The sequence below is a fragment of the Glycomyces sp. NPDC047010 genome (assembly GCF_040644205.1).
Lineage (GTDB): Bacteria > Actinomycetota > Actinomycetes > Mycobacteriales > Micromonosporaceae > Glycomyces.
This window is the reverse complement of the sequence record NZ_JBEYVY010000002.1, coordinates 70,922-87,132: the sequence shown is the minus strand read 5'-3', so window position 1 is coordinate 87,132 and position 16,211 is coordinate 70,922. Positions and strand designations below refer to the sequence as shown.

Here is a 16,211-nt window from a genome sequence, read left to right as displayed (position 1 = left end):
ATCAGTCGCTCCGCGCCCGGTTCAGCCGCGCCGCCTGCTTGAGCAGGTGGGTCATCTCGGCCGAGCTGGGCGCGGTCCGCGCCGCGGCCGCGTAGTACCGCGCCGCCTCTTCGAGGTTCCCGGCCCGCTCGTGCAGGTACGCGGCGACGGCGTCGCGGCGCGGCAGCCCCGCGTCGAGCGACTCGACCAGGCGCAGCCCCGCGAGCGGGCCGTCCACGTGCCCGACCGCGACCGCCCGGTTCAGCGCCACGACCGGGTTGGCGGGCACCAGCTCCGCGAGCTCGTCGTACCACTCCAGGATCTGCGGCCAGTCGGTCTCGTCGGCGCTCGCCGCGTCGTCGTGCAGCGCCGCGATGGCCGCCTGGACCTGGTACTCGCCCAGGCGGTCCCGCACGAGCGCGCCCTGGAGCAGCGCCACGCCCTCGCCGATCATCGCCGCGTCCCACAGGGACCGGTCCTGGAGCGCGAGCGGCACGAGGTCCCCGGCGGCGTCGGTGCGGGCCGCCCGGCGCGCGTGGTGCAGGAGCATGAGCGCGAGGAGCCCCGTGGCCTCCGGGTCGCCGGGCACGGACGCGGCGAGCTGGCGGGTGAGGCGGATCGCCTCGGCCGCGATGTCGGCCTCGCCGCCGCCCGCGAACCCGCGGTCGAACATCAGGTACAGCACGCGCAGCACGGCGCGCACGTCCCCCGGGGCGGCGAAACCCGCGCCGACGAGGGACTTCTTCGCGCGCGAGATGCGCTGCGCCATCGTCGCTTCGGGGACCATGAACGCCTGCGCGATCTGCGCCGTGGTGAGGCCGCCGACCGCGCGGAGCGTCAGCGCGATGGCCGACGCGGGCGTCAGCGACGGGTGGCAGCAGCGGCTCAGCAGCAGGAGCGTGTCGTCGGCCTGCCCGGCCGGTCCCGGCGTGGGCTCGCGCCGGACGGTGATCTCGCGCAGCGCCCGCGCCGAGGCGGAGCGGCGCGCGTCGAGGAACTTGCGCCACGCGACGGTGACGAGCCAGCCCTTCGGGTCGTCGGGGGCGTCGCCGTCCCAGCGCCGCAGGGCCTCCAGGAGCGCGTCCTGGACGGCGTCCTCGGCCGCCGCGAAATCGGCTCCGCGGCGGACGAGGACGCTCAGCACCTGCGGGGTGAGGTCCCGCAGCAGGTGGTCACCGATCACGGGTACTCGACCGTGGAGGGCACGCCGTAGAAGGGGCGGACCTCCAGCCACTCGTGGAGCGGCTTCCCGTCCTTGCCCGGCGCCGCCGACAGCTCCGCGGCGGCCTCGTAGGCGCGCTCCTTCGACTCGACGTCGATGACCATCCACCCCGCGATGAGGTCCTTGGTCTCGGCGAACGGGCCGTCCGTGACGGGCGCCCTGCCCTCGCCGTCGTAGCGGACGAACGCGCCCTCGGGGGACAGCGCCTGCCCGTCGACGAACTCGCCGCGCTCGCGCAGCTTCTCGGCGAAGTCGTCCATGTACTTGATGTGGACCTCGATCTCCTCGGGCGTCCACTCGTCCATCATCGCGGCGGCGTTCGGGTGGGGCTGCGGTCCGCCGCGGTAGTGCTTGAGCAACAGGTACTTGGCCATGACTGGGTCCTTCCGTTCCGGCGGCGTCCTTCGCCGCCGACACCCCTGGGACGGTGCCGCGCCCCGGTTCTCGACATCCTGCCGCAGATTTCCCGGAACTTTCTCCCAACGGGGTTACGCCACAGCGCTGAGGTGCGGTTACGTCCCCGCGTTGATGTGCGGGCGTATCGCCCGCCGCGACGATGGAGACATACGACACCTCTTGAAGGAGCCCGACATGAACGTCAAGCAGCACTGGACCCGCACTGAGACCATCGCCGTCGCCGGCCTGCTCGCGAGCGCCTCCGGCATCGCGGTCCTCTGGGCCGCGGGGATCGAGTTCCCCGTCTACCCGCCGCCCGGCATCGTCCTGCTCGTGAGCGGTGCCGTCGCCTTCGCGGCCATGCGGACCCGTGTCCGCTGGTCCTTCGTCGTCCCGATCGTCCTCGGCGCCTTCATCCAGGCCGGGTTCATGATCGAGGGCCTCAACGGCGGGATCGGCTTCGCGAACCTCGCGGGGGACGCCGGGACGGCCGCCCAGATCGGCCAGATCGTGCAGCAGCTCGGCGCCGTCACCGCCATCGTCGGCGGGGTCCTGACACTGCGGGCACGCATGGCGCGCAAGACGCCGCAGACAGTGTGAAAGGACACGAAAACGGGGCGGTGGCTGACAGCCACCGCCCCGTTTCCTTTTTTCGCCTAGAGCACGCGAATGTTCGCGGCCTGGGGGCCCTTCTGGCCCTGCTCGATGTCGAACTCGACCTGCTGGTTCTCTTCGAGGTCGCGGCGACCCGTCCCCTGGATGGCGGAGAAGTGCGCGAACACGTCCGCAGAGCCGTCGTCGGGAGCGATGAAGCCGAAGCCCTTGTCGCCGTTGAACCATTTCACAGTGCCGGTGGCCATGTGTTTCTCCTCTTTGTTCGGCGGACCGCCTGGGCGGCCCTAATTCCGCGCCGATGACGCCGGCGCGGAAGTCGGTGTAGGGGTGGTGGTCGGGGCATGCGGCGACCGGCCGCGGTCGAGAGACCGCGTGCCTCAGGGTGATCCGATTCGTCGTGACTCCGGACCGCGTGATCGAAAAGATTGGTCGCCTGATTCGTTCGAAGTGATGAAACGCCGCTCTGCCAACTTGCCGGCGGCGTTGAGAAGCTTGCCCGACCCTACACCAACTCAGCGGCGCGTCACCCTGTGCAGCACCTCTCGGCCGCGCTCCGGCAGCTCAGAGGCCGCTGATATCAGCGCGTCCCGGGCGTCCTCCAGCTGGTCGAGCGCGCGGCGGTAGCCGCTGGCGGACTTGCGGCGGTCGTACGCGATCTTGAGGCCGACGACCGCGACCGCGGCGACCCCGGCTGCGACGAGCGCCACGACCACCGGGCTCACCCCGCGGCGGGGCTCCCAGTCGTCGGGGTCGAGCAGCTCCTTCCCGTGCAGCTCACCGATATCGGCGCCGTCGTCCGCCGTCAGATCGGCCATGCGGATGGCGTCCGCTTCGGCTCCGGCCTCGGCCGGCAGGTCCCTCTGTGCGCTCATGTGCTCGCCTCCTCCTCGGTGCGGGAGGGTTCCCCGCGGGGCGACCTGGGAAACCTCCCGCACCCGGTCCGGATGGCCCCGGCATCCGGATGCGGCCGTATCCTGAGCGCCGTCGGGCGGAGGAGCGAACATGGCGAGACTCACACGAGTCCAGCAGCAGGCGCGCACCCGCGCCGCGGTCCTGGCCGCCGCGCGGGCCGAGTTCACCGAGCACGGGTACGCGGGCGCGAAGGTCGACCGCATCGCCGACCGCGCCGACCTGACGCGCGGCGCCGTCTACTCCAACTTCCCGGGCAAGCGGGCGCTCTACCTGGCGGTTCTCGTCGCGATGGTGGAAGCGGCGGCGGTCGAGGAGGCCCAGGGGGCCGCCGCGGCCCCGCAGAGCGCAGAGGACGCCCTGACACGCTTCGCACACGCCTGGCTGGCTCGCCTCCCGCTCGCGGGCGACAGCGCCGCAGGGGGCCGCCTGCGGCTCCGCTCGCTCGCCGGGGTCCTGGACGAGGGCGGCCGCGACGCGCTCGCGCAGATCGCCCGCCTGGAGGCCCTGCTGCTCGCCGTCGGCCTCGAAGCCTGCGAGGCCGCCCCGGGGCGCCGCGTGCGCGTCGCGGAGCTCGCGCTCACGCTCCTGAACGGCTCGGGGCTCCTCGCCGAGCTCGCCCCCGGCTTCGGCGACCCGCTCGACCGGGCCCGCGCCTGCGGGCACCTCGCCCGCCTCGACCTGGACGACGCCTGGACCCCCGCGCCCCCGCCGCCCGCCGAGCCGGTCCGCGAGATCCTCGCGCCCCTCGACGCCCCGCTCGACCTCACGGGCGGTGGACGCGTGGACCTCGGCGCCGACGGCGTGATCGCCGTCCTCGGGACCGCGCGGCTCGCCGCGGCCGAGGACGCGTTCCGCTCCGTCGGGCCCGGCGGACAGGCGACCGTGATCGTCGTCGCAGACGGCGACGAGACGCGGAACCTGCTGCGGCTCAGGCTCACCGACCTCGCCTCCTGCCTGCGACCGGTCCTCCCCGCCGACGCCTGGCGCCGCCTGCGCGTCGTCCTCGACGACGGGACCCTCACGGCCGCAATCGGGATCGCGGGCACGGCCGAGGACACCGAAGCGGCCCTGCGCATCCGGGACGGCATCGTCACCGCCCGCGCCGCCGGTCCCGGCGCCGCCTGCGCGGTCGCCGCATCGGACTAGACCGGCACGACTCGGCGGCCCGGGGCTCCGAGTGTTCACCGATTCCGGATGGCGTAATCATCCGGAGAAAAGCGTTACCGCTCACCGCTCTCACCTCCCGATCCGCTGGATACACCTGTGTCCCAGCGGATTGCGGCGCGGGCACGGCGTGGGTAGTCTTGACGCGTCTTGACACCCTCTTGACGAAAAACAACAAGAACATCAGTCATTTCAACGTAATAACGGTGAAATCTGTGTGAATCAAGGGTCCGTCAGAGAGTCGCCAAGGAGACGTCAACAGGTCCGAAACGGGCCGCCGACCGCAGTACGTTGGTCGCCGGATCCGCCTCCCCCCACAGTGAAAGGCACCCACCCTTGCCCTCCGTGTTTGAAGACCCCGAAGGCTATATGCGCGACTTCCAGGGGCGCATGGCCTCGATGGTCGAGCGCGCGTCGTCCCTCAACGAGGCCATGGCGACCGCCTCGGCCACGGCCGCGTCCCCCGACGGCGAGGTCGAAGTCACCGTCGCCGTCGGCGGATCCCTCCAGGAGCTGCGCCTGACCCCCGCGATCAGGCAGATGTCCGCCCAGTCGCTCGCGGAGACGATCAAAGCCGTGTACCGCGAGGCGGCCGAGGAGGCCGGGCGCAACGCCACCGGCGCGCTCGCCGACGTGTTCGGCGAGGACAACGACCTCGTGCGCCAGGCGCGCGCCCGCACGCAAGGGGAGGACTGACCATGGGAGACGGCTTCAACGTCCCGGACCCGGCCGCGTTCCAGACGCACGTGGACAACGTGGACTCCAAGGTGATCGGCCCGGTCGCCGAGTGCTACGCCGCCGCCGAGGCCAAGGGCTTCGGCTCCGTGCTCGACTTCGGGCTGGTCAACGTCGCGTTCGCCGGTGCGGCCGCGGCCATCGCCGAGATCGCCACCAACCTCATCGAGACCGCCCGCGAAGCGGCCCAGGAGACCACGACCCGCGTCAAGACGACCTGCGACGCCTACCAGGAGTGCGACTCCTCGGTGGCCGAGACCTTCAACGTCTACATCAGGGGGAACTAGTGAACGACCTGATCGTCAACGACACCGCCGACGCCCCGCCCATGGGCGAGCTCGACGGCGCCCGCGCCCTGGCGAGCGCGCAGGACCTCCTGAATTCCGACTCCGGTCTTGAGTACGCGCTCAACGGGACCGTGGCCGCCCTCGACCTGCTCGCGTTCGTGGCGAACCCCTTCAAGGAGTTCCTCATGGCGGGCGTCGGGTTCCTCATCGAGCACGTGGACTTCCTCAGGGAGCCTTTGGAATGGGTCGCCGGCGACCCGGGCGCGATCAACGCCACCAAGGACACCTGGAACAACATCGCCGCGGCGCTCGACCAAGCGGGAGCCGACCTCCAGACCGAGGTCGCGAGCCTCTCGGAGTGGCAGGGCGACGCCGCCGAGGCGTACCGCACCCTCACCGCGGACTTCGGCAGCGCCATCCAGGGCGCGGGCACCGCGTCGAGCGTCATGGGCGGCTACATGATGGTCATGGGGATCTGGACCGCCGTGACGCGCGGCCTGATCCTGGAGCTGATCTGCGACTTCGTGTCGCGCGCGATCATGTACGCCCTCGCGGCCCTGGCCTCCTCGTGGATCACGCTCGGCGGCTCGTTCGCGGCGATGATCGGCGGGATCGTGGTCGACGCGATGAACGTCGGCGCGAAGATCATGAAGCACCTGACGAAGCTCGGCGACGCCATGCAGATGCTGAACACCCGCTTCACGAAGCTCAACGAGATCGTCGGCGACCTCGGCCGCGTCCTTTCGAAGTTCGCCGCCCACAAGCAGATCGACCTCGGCTTCGACGCCCTGAAGAAGGGCACGGGCATGAAGTTCGACCAGCTGTCGGGGGCGATCAAGAACGACATACCCATGCCCGGCAACGGGTTCCGCTCCGGCTACCAGAGCGAGAACACCAGCGCCATCCGCGACGCCATGGGCAACCTGTGGGGTTCGGGCAAGACCCCGGGCATGAACAACCTGTACAACACCGACGTCTTCGGCAAGGGCTCGCTGGGCGACATGCTCACCGGCTACCCGATGACCGGCATCAAGAGCGGGCTCGGGGGGACCCCGGGCGCGGTGCAGGACGGCGGGTGAGCGTCAACCAGGCCGGCCTCGTCGAGATCGCGGTGGCCATCGGCGGGATCGCCTTCTGGCTGGCGGGCGTGGCCGCGGTGTTCTTCCGCGGGTTCGTCATCCCGGGGGCGAAGCTCGTGGACCTCAAGTTCGAGATCGCCGAGCGGCGGGGGCTGTTCACGCAGATCCCGCCCGACGACGTGCCGCGGACCGAGGCGGAGCTGCGGGAGCGCGTGTCCCGCAACGAGGTCGGCCTGTTCGCCGCTTCGCAGGGGAAGGAGCGGGAGTTCGCGATCTGGGAGGCGTGGCGGGACGACCCGGGCTTCAAGGCCGAGGTCACGGGTCGCCTGCGGGAGTACTACCCGCCGCGCCACACGTACGTCGCGCTGCTGCTCGGCGGCGTCTGGGACGCGGTGTTCCTGGCGTCACCGCTGCGGGACGCGCTCGTGCCGGAGCAGGTGGGGGTCCTCACGGCCGTCTGGGTCCTCGTCGTACCACTGTGGATCGCGTTCGGTGCCATGCTGGTGATGGAGGCATGGAAGACCGCGGCCCGGCGGCGGAAGGCGAAGGTTTTGTGAAACCGGAACGCGGCGGAGGGGTGGCCGTCATGCGGAGTCCCACTCCTGTTCACCCGCACCGCAATAGCATTGTCCAACTACCTCGCGGGGGAGCGGTCTCCGTTCCCGAAGGGCCGCGTGAGAGCAAGGAGAGCAAGTGAGCGAGACCCCCGAGCATGCGGAACCGGCCGAGGCGTTCGACCTCGCGGCCTTCATGCGGGACTTCGAGAGCCGGATGGGCGTGCTGCGCGGGGAAGCGGCGTCCGTCAAGCACCTCGTGGACGCGACCAGCGTCCGCCTCGTCTCCGACGGCGGCGAGGTCGCGGTGACCGCGAGCATCACCGGTGCGCTCGTCGACGTCGAGTTCCTGCCGGCCGCGGCGAAGCTGGCCCCGGTCGACCAGGCGGCGTTGATCATCGAGACGTACGAGCGGGCCGCGGACGCGGCGCGCGAGCGGACCCACGACGTGGTCGCGGGCTTCGTGGACGAGTCGGCCCGCGCCCGTGAACTGGCGCGCCGCCTCGTGGAGGAGGCGCGCGAGCGCAAAGCCTGAGCAGAAGCGAACCGAAGGCCGCCAGGCGCATCCGCGCCCGGCGGCCTCGCTGCGTCAGCCCCTCAGCAGCGGGAGGAGTTCGTCCCCTTGGCGCTTGATCTCCTGGAGGTACGGGGTGTCGGAGAGCACGAAGTGCGTGATGCCGAGGTCCTGGTACTTGCGCAGGGACGCGGCGACGTCGGCGGGGGAGCCGACGAGCCACGTGGTGCCTGCGCCGCCGCCCCCGAACTTCCCCGGGGCCGTGTAGAGGTTGTCGTCGAGGACCTCGCCGCGCTCGGCGAGGTCGAGGAGTCGCTGCTGCCCGACCGCGGTGCGGCGGTGGGCGTCGCGCAGGTACTCCTGGTTCCCGGCGGCCATGGTCGCCACTTTCGCCTCGGCGTCGACCCATGCCTCCTCGGTGGTGTCGCGCACGAACGTGGTGATGCGCAGCCCGAATTCGAGGGGCTGGTGCTCGCGGCCGACCTCTTCGCTGAGCTTCTTGAGCCGCTCGATGCGCTCGCGCACGCCGTCCAGGGGCTCGCCCCAGAACAGCTGCACGTCGGCTTCGGCGGCCGCGACCCGTTCGGCCGCTTCGGAAGCGCCCCCGAAGTACAGCTTCGGGTGGGTCCGCTCGCCGTTCGCGACGGGCCGGAGCTCCAGGGCGGAGTCGGTGACGGAGAAGTGCTCGCCCGCGTAGGTGACGCGCTCCTCGGTCCAGAGGCGCCGCACGATCTGCATGAACTCCCTGGTGCGGGCGTAGCGGTGGGCCTGGTCGCCCTCGCTGTCGCCGTAGGCGGCGAGGTTGTCCTGCCCGGAGACGATGTTGACGAGGACGCGGCCGCCGGTGAGGTGGTCCAGAGTGGCGGAGGCGGACGCGAAGTTGGCGGGTCGCCAGTAGCCGGGGCGGATCGCGATGAGGGGCTTGAAGGTGGTGGTCCTCGCGGCGAGCGCGGCGGCGACGGTGAACGTGTCGGGGCGGCCCCAGCTCGTGCCGAGGAGCGCGCCGCCCCAGCCGTGGTCCTCCAGGGCCTTCGCGTGGCCGGTGAGGGTGTCCAGGCTGTTGTGGCCTTCGACGGCGTCGTCGCCGCGGTGCCCGGGGCGGGCCTGGTTGGGGATGTACCAGAGGAATTCGGCGCTCATATGTCTCCTCGCAGGGAATTCTAGTTCTCCTATCAAGCTAGTATAGTTTCTGGCGGGGCTACCATCCACCCGTCACCGCTCACCGTCTTCCCTCAACCTTGAAAGGGCGTATCCCGTGTCATACGGCGCATTCGAGACGACCCACGCCGCCGCCGAGGACCGCTACGAGCGCCTCGCCTACCGCCGCGCGGGCCGCACCGGCCTCGACCTGCCCGCGTTCTCCCTCGGCCTGTGGCAGAAGTTCGGCACCGACCACCCCTACGAGACGCAGCGCTCGATCATCCTGCACGCCTTCGACCTCGGCATCACCCACATCGACAACGCCGACCGCTACGGGCCCCCGCACCGCGCCGCCCAGCAGGTCTTCGGCCGCGTCCTCGCCAAGGACCTCGCGCCGTACCGCGACGAGCTCGTGCTCTCCACCAAGGCGGGCAACCCGATCGGCCCCAGCCCCTACCTCAAGGGCGGCTCCCGCAAGTCGCTCCTGAACTCCCTCGAACACAGCCTGCGCGACCTCGGCACCGACTACGTCGACGTGTTCTACCACCACCGCGCCGACCCGACCACGCCCCTGGAGGAGACCGCCGGGGCCCTCGCCGACGCCGTGCGCCAGGGGAAGGCCCTGTACGTGGGCGTCTCGAACTACAGCCCCGAGCAGGCCCACGAGATCGGGGAACTGCTTCGCGCGCAAGGCGTCCAGCTCCTCGTCCACCAGCCGCGCTACTCGATCTTCGACCGCACCCCCGAGCGCAGCGGCCTCCTCGACACCGCCGCGGCCGACGGCTTCGGGCTCGTCGTCTACTCCCCGCTCGCGCAGGGCCTCCTCACGGACAAGTACCTCCAGGACATCCCGTCCGGGGCGCGCGCCGAGAACAGCGCGTTCCTCAAACCGGACGTCATCGACGAGGTCTACCGCGCCCGCGCGGCCGCCCTGAACGACCTCGCGAAGCAGCGCGGGCAGTCGCTCGCGCAGCTCGCGCTCCAGTGGGTGCTGCGGCGCCCGGAGGTCACCTCGGCGCTCATCGGCGCCAGCTCGACCTGGCAGCTCGACCACAACGTGCAGGCCCTCGACGCCCCGGCGCTCACGGACGAGGAGCTCGCCGTCATCGACGAGCACGGCGTCCACGGCACCGGCCTGGGCCTCTGACATGTCCGTGGCCGAACGCTACGGCGACCCCGACGCGCGCCTCGCGGCCGTCAACGACACCGTGCGGATCCAGCTGGCGCACCGCTCGGTGCGCCGGTTCGGGCCGCGCGACGTCACCGGCGACGAGCTGACGACGCTCGTGGCCGCGGCCCAGTCGGCGCCCACCTCCTCGAACCTCCAGCCGTGGAGCGTGGTCGCGGTCCGCGACCCCGAGCGCAAGGCCCGCCTCGCGCACCTCGCGGGGGAGCAGGCGTTCATCGCGCAGGCGCCGCTGTTCCTCGTGTGGATCGCCGACCTCGGCCGCGCCCGGCGCCTCGCGGCCCGCCGCGGGACCGACGTGCACGCCGCGGACTACCTGGAGACGACGCTCATCGGTTTCATCGACACGGCACTGGCCGCGCAGAACGCGGTGACCGCCGCTGAGTCCCTCGGGCTCGGCTCGGTCTTCGTGGGCGCCATCAGGAACCGTCCCGAGGAGGTCGCCGCGGAGCTGAAGCTCCCGCCGCACACCGTGGCCGCGTTCGGCCTGGCCGTGGGTGAACCGGACCCGACGGAGCCGGCGGGCGTCAAGCCGCGGCTGCCGCAGGCCGCGGTGCTGCACCGGGAGCAGTACGGGGAGGGCGCGGACGCGCACCTCGACGTCTACGACGAGCGCCTGGCCGCCTACAACGCCCGGTACGGCCTGAAGGGGAACTGGACCGACCGGGTCCTGGCGCGCCTGCGCGGGCCGGAGTCCATGGGCGGGCGCCACAAGCTGCGCGCGGTCCTCGAATCCTTCGGACTCCCTTCGCGCTGAAGGGGAGAGGCCGTTCTCGCACCGGGGTGAGAACGGCCTCAATGGATCATCGCCCTTGATCAACTTGGCCTGGCGTGCGAGGATTCGCGCGAGACCCCCTTGTCCCCTCCCCGGAAGGACCGTCCCGTGCGACGCGTATCCCGCCTGGTCGTCCCCATCAACACCGCCATGCAGTCCTCGATGCGGCGCCAGACCGCCGACGTCGACGGCTTCTTCGACAAGCTCGTCCGCCAGGCCGAGGCGGCCTCCGGCGGCAGCGCCGCGGGCGACGAGGAGTTCCTGGAGGGGTACCGGTTCCTGCTCCGCCAGGTCGCCAAGGTCCGCACCATGTCCCCCCTCGGCTGGACCGGCTTCACCGCTGACCTCAAGGGCCGCATGACGAACCGCTTCCGCGTGCGCCGCCTCGTGGCCGAGCACCCGGAGATCCTCGACGAGCCGATCGAGCGGCCCATCGTCGTCACGGGCATGCCCCGCACGGCGACCACGCTGGCGCACAAGATCCTCGCCTTCCCCGAGGGCAACCGCGCGCCGCTCATGTGGGAGCTCCAGGCCACCGACCGGGCCGACATCGACCCGAAGATCCGCAAGCGCCGCATCAACGTCGCCCGCGCCTCGGCCCGATTCGGCCACTTCTTCTCGCCCGTGCTGCCCGACATCCACGCGATGGAGCCCGAGTCGCCCGAGGAGTGCGTGTTCGCGCTTCCCCACGGCCGCAACCAGCTCGTGACGTTCCGGATGCCCGGCTACCGCAACTGGCTCGACGAGCACGACTTCCTCGCCGACTACCAGTACTACAAGACCGTGCTCCAGGTCCTCCAGTTCGGCGCCCCCCGCCGCCGCTGGGTCCTCAAGTCCCCGTACCACCTTGAGCACCTGGGCGTCCTGATGAAGGTCTTCCCCGACGCGCAGATCGTGTGGACGCACCGCGACCCGAACACCGTCATGGGCTCCTGGTGCTCGCTCATGGAGACCGGCGTGGCCATCTGCAACCGCGAGTACGACCCGTACCAGATCGGCGAGGACTGGCTCGGGATGCTCTCGCGCATGGTCGACATCGGTCGCGACGTGCGCACCACCCTCGCCCGCGACCGCGTCGTGGACGTCTCGTACCACCAGCTCACCGCCAACCCCTACGAGGAGCTCCCGGAGATCTTCCGCCGCCTCGGCATGGAGTTCACGCCCCGCGACGAGCAGAACCTCGCCGACGTCCTCGCCCGCCCCGGCATGAAGCGCGGCCACGAGTACAGCCTCCGCCACTACGGCCTCGACCCCGACATGATCGACAAGGCGTTCGGCGACTACGCCCGCATGGTCCACGCCATGCGCTGATCGCGCGCCGCCGCCCCCGCCGCGGCCTAGGATTGCGGCGGGAGGCGGCATGAGCGCATTGACACCGGGGTTCCGCGGACGGCGGCGCACCGTGGACGACCGGGTGCCCCCGGGCCAGTACCTGACGGAGGACTTCCCGGTGCTCAGCGCCGGGCCGACGCCCTCGGTCGCGGCCGCCACCTGGACGTTCAGCGTCACCGCCGAGACCGGCGAGCGCCGCGAATGGGACCGCGCGCGGTTCGCGGCGCTCCCGCACGAGACCCCCACGGTCGACATCCACTGCGTCACGAGATGGTCGAAACTCGACACGAGGTGGAGGGGCGTCTCGGTCGACACGCTCCTGTCGGGGCTCGACACGAGCGCCGTCTTCGCGGTCGCCCACTCCTTCGACGGCTACACGACGAACATGCCGTTGCAGGACCTCCGCGGCGGCAGGGCATGGGTCGTCACCGAGTACGAGGGCACGCCGCTCCCCGCCGAGCACGGCGGCCCCGCGCGCCTCCTCGTCCCGCACCTCTACTTCTGGAAGTCCGCCAAGTGGGTCTCCGGGCTCACCTTCCACACCGAGGACCGGCCCGGCTTCTGGGAGCGCGCCGGGTACCACGACTACGGCGACCCATGGACCGAGCAGCGCTACCAGGAGGGGTTTTGACGGGCCTCTGGCAGCGCGCCCGCCTGGTCGAACGCCGCATCGAGACCCCCACCGCGGTCACGCTGGTCCTCGCGCCCGCCGAATGGCCGGGCCACCTGGCGGGCCAGCACGCCGACATCCGCCTGACCGCCGACGACGGCTACACGGCGGTCCGCTCCTACTCGATGTCCGCCCCGGTCCGGGACGGTCTGGTGGAGTTCACGATCCAGCGCGTCCACGACGGCGAAGTGTCCATGTACCTCTGCGACGACCTCCCGATCGGCGCCGACGTGGAACTGCGCGGCCCGATCGGCGGCTGGTTCGTCTGGCGCGAGACGGAAACGCGCCCAGTCCTGCTGGTGGCGGGAGGGTCAGGGATCGTTCCGCTCCAGGCCATGATCCGCCAACGTCGCGCGGCGAACTCTGACGTCCCCTTCCGCGTGCTGTACTCGGTCCGAACACCGGAAGACGTCATCTACGGTGACGAACTCGCCGACTCGGCCGACGGAGTCGAGACCACGATCCTCTACACGAGGACTGCCCCAGCCGGTTCCGGTCGCCCACCCGGCCGCATAACCCAGGCCGATCTGAAGACCCACGGCTGGACCCCGGGCTTCGACGCGTCCTGCTTCATCTGCGGCCCAACAGGCTTCGTTGAAACGGCCGCAAAGGCCCTAGTCGCGATGGGCCACGACTCCCACAGGATCAAGACCGAACGCTTCGGCTGATCGGACCCGGGCCCTACTCGGCTCCGGTGTACGCGGGCCACTTGCCCGGGTTCAGGTGGTAGGCGGCGAGGGCGTTCGCGTGGCCGTGCCCGAGCCCGTGCTCGGCCTTGAGCCAGTCGACGAGCGCCTTGTGCCCGGTGATGCCGCTCGCGGCGATCTCGTTGAGCCACTGGTCGATCGAGCGGCCGTAGGTCTTCTCGATCGAGGGGAAGTAGGTCAGCGGTCCTTTGGGCTGAGCGGCCATGATGCCTCCGGGGTCGTAGTGGTTCGAGCGGTCGTTGTTGTAGACGAGGCTCCCGCACGGAATTCATCGCCCGCCCGAAGACCGCTTCGTCCGGCCGTCAGGTCAGTTCAGGCGCTGGGTGAGGTGGACGTCGACCTCGTCGCCGTCGGTCTTGCCGATCTGCTTGCGGATCGCGGCCGCGACGGGGAGCTTGTGGGTGCCGTCGCCGAGGGCCATGAAGGCGCCGCGGAACGGGACGCCGTCGATCGTGCCCTCGACCTTGACCAGCCCGCGGGTGCCGAACACGGCGGCGGAGTCGGGGAGCTGGACGCAGGTCCAGGTATCTCCGGGGTGCACTTTGCCGAGGGCGGCGGTGAAGTCGATGTCGAGCGGTCCTGCGGTCATGGTTCCTCCTCCGTTTTCGCAGCTTAGGCGAGTGCGCCGACGAGTGTGCCGATCACGGCGAGTTTCACGACCCAGTCGAGGGAGTGGATTCCCGCGAGCGCGACCGGGATGCCCTCGTGCACGACGGCGCCGGAGAGGATGGCCGTGGGGAGTACGCCGAGTGCCAGGCCGAGTATTGCGCCCGCGGCGGTGCCGCTCCATCCGGCCGCGTGCATGAGGCCCGCGACCAGGCAGGCGGCGACGAGGCTGCGGGTGAGGACGGCCGCCATCTGGACCGCCGTCGGCAGTCCGGGGCGCGGGGTGCTGTGGCGCTGCACGTAGGCGGCGACCGGCGGTGCGCCGTACAGGACGGCGCTCCAGACGAACGAGGCGACCGTGGCGGCCGCGATGGCGAGGATCATGGCGAACTCCTTCAGTACTCAGCAGTACTGAATCAACGTAGCCCTTGGTTTCAGTCCCGTCAAGTACTAAAATGACGACATGACCGACACCGCCCGCCGCCGCGGCCGCCCGTCCGGCAGGACCGGGGCCGACCTCATCGCCGCCGCACGTGAAGTGTTCCTCGAATCCGGTTACGCCGGAACGACAATGGACGCCGTCGCCGCCCGCGCGCAGATCTCGAAGGCGTCGCTCTACCGCGAGCACCCCTCCAAGGACGCGCTCTTCGCCGCCGTCGTCCGCAGCTGGGCCGATGCGGGCCGCGACGCCATGCGCCCGCACCTGGACCGCGTCGTGGAGGGCGCCGACACCCGCGCCGACCTGATCACCCTCGCTGAGATCATGCGCGCCGGCGTCCTCAGCCGCGACGTGCTGAACATGCGCCGTCTCGTCACCGGCGAGGCCCGGCGCCTGCCGCACGTGGCGGCGAGCTACCTGGAGGAGAGCTGGGAACGAAACATCCGCGCCCTGGCCGAGACGCTCCGAATCCTCGATGACCAAGGGCGCCTTGCCATCCCCGACCCGCTCACCGCCGCCGACCAGCTGACCTGGCTGGTGATCGGCTCACCTCTCAACCGCCTGCTCCTGACCGACACCGACCGCATCGAGACCCCCGCCGCCCCGGTCGCGAACGCCGTGGACCTCTTCCTCTCGGGCTACGGCCCTAGGGCATAAATGTTGAAATCAGGGCCGAAATGTCGCTAGCCTCCGTCTCACCCTGAGAACGGAGCACCGCCATGAACGACCTCGCCTACTACGCCGAGCCCGGACCGCTCACCAAGGGCGCCAACGAACTCCCCGCCGACATCCACGACCTCCTGGCAGCCGTCCAGGCCCTCCTCGTCCACGAGCCCGGCAACCCGGACAGCCCCACGGGCCACCTCCGCAGCACCGAGGAGATCCTCACCCACCCGCTGCGCCCCGTCCTCGGCTCATGCCGCCACTTCACGCTCCTGGTGGTCGCCGCCCTCCGCGCCCACGGCGTCCCGGCCCGCGCCCGCTGCGGCTTCGCGACCTACTTCCTCCCCGGCCGGCACATCGACCACTGGGTCGCCGAGTACTGGCACGACGGCCGCTGGCGCCTCGCCGACGCCCAACTCCGCCCCTCGCTGACCACGGCGCTCGGCATCGACTTCGACCCTGTAGACGTCCCCCGCACCGCCTTCGAAGTCGCCGGAACCACCTGGACCCGCTGCCGCACCGACGACCTCGACCCCACCCGCTGCGGCCTCGAAACCCCCGGCGACAACGGCCTCTGGTGGATCGCAGGCAACCTCATCCGCGACACCGCCGCCCTCACCAAACTTGAACTCCTCCCCTGGGACATCTGGGGAGCAATGCCCGGCCCCACCGACCCAATCACCAAAGGCCTTGAGCCCCTCCTAGACAACCTCGCCCACATCACCGCAGACCCCGAATTCGCCGCAGACTCCCGAACCCTCTACCCAACCGAAGCCCTCCAAGTCCCGGACAAAGTCTTCAACTTCCTTCGCAATACCCACGAATTGGTACTTCCGTGAGTTTGCGGTTGGTCATTGAGTACTCGCCGGGAATTTAGAAAGGCCGGGTGCTCTAGCACCCGGCCAATTGAGCCAACCCCCGCGGAGGCGGGGCATATGTGACGCCGCGACGTCTCTTGGGCTCACACCCGTGTCGACGGGTAGGTCATCTCTGATGGCGACCCCTGTTTGCGGGCACCTGAGCGGCATAGTGTTGTGCGTAGAGGATAAGGCCCGTAACGCTCAAGATGGCTATCCCGCCGAGAAGTAGGAATGGGATGACTTTGGTATTCACGAAGGTTGCGCCTCCGGTACTCAGAAGAGGGGCGATGGAAGCGACGCTCAGCCAACTCTAATAAGACCCGTCGGAGGCGGCCCCATCGGGGCGTTCGAGGGCGGCCAAGTGATCTAATTAGTC

22 protein-coding genes are annotated in these 16,211 nt (G+C 70.5%); 14 read left to right on the top strand and 8 right to left on the bottom strand.

The window, feature by feature from the left end; translation table 11 throughout:
• Position 1 precedes the first annotated feature (1 nt).
• Both AB0A65_RS03885 and AB0A65_RS03880 read right to left on the bottom strand, forming a co-directional pair.
• Positions 2 to 1,159, bottom strand: coding sequence for a DUF6596 domain-containing protein (locus tag AB0A65_RS03885; protein WP_359947163.1), 1,158 nt, complete (start codon positions 1,157 to 1,159; stop codon positions 2 to 4).
• A complete protein-coding gene (locus AB0A65_RS03880) occupies positions 1,159 to 1,575 on the bottom strand; it encodes a YciI family protein (RefSeq protein WP_359945821.1) in 417 nt (138 codons plus the stop codon). The genes AB0A65_RS03885 and AB0A65_RS03880 overlap by 1 nt, the downstream gene beginning before the upstream one ends.
• A gap of 217 nt (positions 1,576 to 1,792) precedes the next feature.
• Between AB0A65_RS03880 and AB0A65_RS03875 the strand changes: the two genes are divergently transcribed.
• Positions 1,793 to 2,197, top strand: a complete 405-nt coding sequence (locus AB0A65_RS03875) for a hypothetical protein (RefSeq protein ID WP_359945818.1) — start codon at positions 1,793 to 1,795, stop codon at positions 2,195 to 2,197.
• Between the two features lie 56 nt (positions 2,198 to 2,253).
• Here the strand turns inward: AB0A65_RS03875 and AB0A65_RS03870 are convergent, their stop codons facing one another.
• The gene (locus AB0A65_RS03870; protein WP_359945815.1) at positions 2,254 to 2,457 is read right to left on the bottom strand and encodes a cold-shock protein; all 204 of its coding nucleotides are present in this window, start codon (positions 2,455 to 2,457) and stop codon (positions 2,254 to 2,256) included.
• Positions 2,458 to 2,724: 267 nt separating this feature from the next.
• A complete protein-coding gene (locus tag AB0A65_RS03865; RefSeq protein WP_359945812.1) occupies positions 2,725 to 3,084 on the bottom strand; it encodes a hypothetical protein in 360 nt (119 codons plus the stop codon).
• A 130-nt stretch (positions 3,085 to 3,214) separates the two neighbouring features.
• On the opposite strand from AB0A65_RS03865, the gene AB0A65_RS03860 reads away from it, so the two are divergent.
• The 6 genes from AB0A65_RS03860 (at position 3,215) to AB0A65_RS03835 (ending at position 7,478) form a co-directional block, all read left to right on the top strand.
• On the top strand, positions 3,215 to 4,270 hold the full coding sequence (locus AB0A65_RS03860) for a TetR/AcrR family transcriptional regulator (RefSeq protein WP_359945809.1): 1,056 nt from the start codon (positions 3,215 to 3,217) through the stop codon (positions 4,268 to 4,270).
• Between the two features lie 387 nt (positions 4,271 to 4,657).
• Positions 4,658 to 4,984, top strand: coding sequence for a YbaB/EbfC family nucleoid-associated protein (locus AB0A65_RS03855; RefSeq protein WP_359945806.1), 327 nt, complete (start codon positions 4,658 to 4,660; stop codon positions 4,982 to 4,984).
• Positions 4,985 to 4,986: 2 nt separating this feature from the next.
• On the top strand, positions 4,987 to 5,310 hold the full coding sequence (locus AB0A65_RS03850; protein ID WP_359945803.1) for a hypothetical protein: 324 nt from the start codon (positions 4,987 to 4,989) through the stop codon (positions 5,308 to 5,310).
• Positions 5,310 to 6,389 (top strand): hypothetical protein, encoded by a 1,080-nt coding sequence (locus tag AB0A65_RS03845; protein ID WP_359945800.1) that lies wholly within the window; start codon positions 5,310 to 5,312, stop codon positions 6,387 to 6,389. Before AB0A65_RS03850 ends, AB0A65_RS03845 begins: the two co-directional genes overlap by 1 nt.
• Positions 6,386 to 6,946, top strand: coding sequence for a hypothetical protein (locus AB0A65_RS03840; RefSeq protein WP_359945797.1), 561 nt, complete (start codon positions 6,386 to 6,388; stop codon positions 6,944 to 6,946). The genes AB0A65_RS03845 and AB0A65_RS03840 overlap by 4 nt, the downstream gene beginning before the upstream one ends.
• Positions 6,947 to 7,082: 136 nt before the next feature.
• Positions 7,083 to 7,478: a YbaB/EbfC family nucleoid-associated protein gene (locus AB0A65_RS03835; RefSeq protein ID WP_359945794.1), complete on the top strand. Its 396-nt coding sequence runs from the start codon at positions 7,083 to 7,085 to the stop codon at positions 7,476 to 7,478.
• 54 nt (positions 7,479 to 7,532) lie between these two features.
• On the opposite strand, the gene AB0A65_RS03830 is transcribed toward AB0A65_RS03835, so the two are convergent.
• Complete coding sequence (locus AB0A65_RS03830; RefSeq protein WP_359945791.1) at positions 7,533 to 8,597, bottom strand: LLM class flavin-dependent oxidoreductase; 1,065 nt, start codon at positions 8,595 to 8,597, stop codon at positions 7,533 to 7,535.
• Between the two features lie 115 nt (positions 8,598 to 8,712).
• On the opposite strand from AB0A65_RS03830, the gene AB0A65_RS03825 reads away from it, so the two are divergent.
• The 5 genes from AB0A65_RS03825 to AB0A65_RS03805 all read left to right on the top strand — a co-directional run bounded on the left by AB0A65_RS03825 (position 8,713) and on the right by AB0A65_RS03805 (position 13,228).
• The gene (locus AB0A65_RS03825; protein ID WP_359945788.1) at positions 8,713 to 9,744 is read left to right on the top strand and encodes an aldo/keto reductase; all 1,032 of its coding nucleotides are present in this window, start codon (positions 8,713 to 8,715) and stop codon (positions 9,742 to 9,744) included.
• Between the two features lies 1 nt (position 9,745).
• A complete protein-coding gene (locus tag AB0A65_RS03820; protein WP_359945785.1) occupies positions 9,746 to 10,540 on the top strand; it encodes an NADPH-dependent oxidoreductase in 795 nt (264 codons plus the stop codon).
• Between the two features lie 126 nt (positions 10,541 to 10,666).
• A complete protein-coding gene (locus tag AB0A65_RS03815) occupies positions 10,667 to 11,869 on the top strand; it encodes a sulfotransferase (RefSeq protein ID WP_359945782.1) in 1,203 nt (400 codons plus the stop codon).
• Between the two features lie 49 nt (positions 11,870 to 11,918).
• Complete coding sequence (locus AB0A65_RS03810) at positions 11,919 to 12,521, top strand: sulfite oxidase-like oxidoreductase (protein WP_359945779.1); 603 nt, start codon at positions 11,919 to 11,921, stop codon at positions 12,519 to 12,521.
• Positions 12,488 to 13,228, top strand: a complete 741-nt coding sequence (locus AB0A65_RS03805; protein ID WP_359945776.1) for a ferredoxin reductase — start codon at positions 12,488 to 12,490, stop codon at positions 13,226 to 13,228. Before AB0A65_RS03810 ends, AB0A65_RS03805 begins: the two co-directional genes overlap by 34 nt.
• A 13-nt stretch (positions 13,229 to 13,241) precedes the next feature.
• Here AB0A65_RS03805 and AB0A65_RS03800 read toward each other — a convergent pair whose 3' ends face one another.
• From AB0A65_RS03800 to AB0A65_RS03790, 3 genes are all read right to left on the bottom strand, one after another.
• Positions 13,242 to 13,472: a DUF4287 domain-containing protein gene (locus AB0A65_RS03800; protein WP_359945774.1), complete on the bottom strand. Its 231-nt coding sequence runs from the start codon at positions 13,470 to 13,472 to the stop codon at positions 13,242 to 13,244.
• 102 nt (positions 13,473 to 13,574) lie between these two features.
• A complete protein-coding gene (locus AB0A65_RS03795; RefSeq protein WP_359945772.1) occupies positions 13,575 to 13,856 on the bottom strand; it encodes a DUF1905 domain-containing protein in 282 nt (93 codons plus the stop codon).
• Between the two features lie 23 nt (positions 13,857 to 13,879).
• Entirely contained in the window at positions 13,880 to 14,257 is a 378-nt protein-coding gene (locus AB0A65_RS03790) for a DUF1761 domain-containing protein (protein ID WP_359945770.1), read from the bottom strand.
• A gap of 79 nt (positions 14,258 to 14,336) precedes the next feature.
• On the opposite strand from AB0A65_RS03790, the gene AB0A65_RS03785 reads away from it, so the two are divergent.
• Together AB0A65_RS03785 and AB0A65_RS03780 are read left to right on the top strand one after the other, a co-directional pair.
• Positions 14,337 to 14,969, top strand: coding sequence for a TetR/AcrR family transcriptional regulator (locus AB0A65_RS03785; RefSeq protein WP_359945767.1), 633 nt, complete (start codon positions 14,337 to 14,339; stop codon positions 14,967 to 14,969).
• A 62-nt stretch (positions 14,970 to 15,031) separates the two neighbouring features.
• Positions 15,032 to 15,814 carry a transglutaminase-like domain-containing protein gene (locus tag AB0A65_RS03780; RefSeq protein ID WP_359945764.1) on the top strand — a complete coding sequence of 261 codons (783 nt, stop codon included), beginning with the start codon at positions 15,032 to 15,034 and terminating at the stop codon, positions 15,812 to 15,814.
• The last annotated feature ends 397 nt before the right edge of the window (positions 15,815 to 16,211 follow it).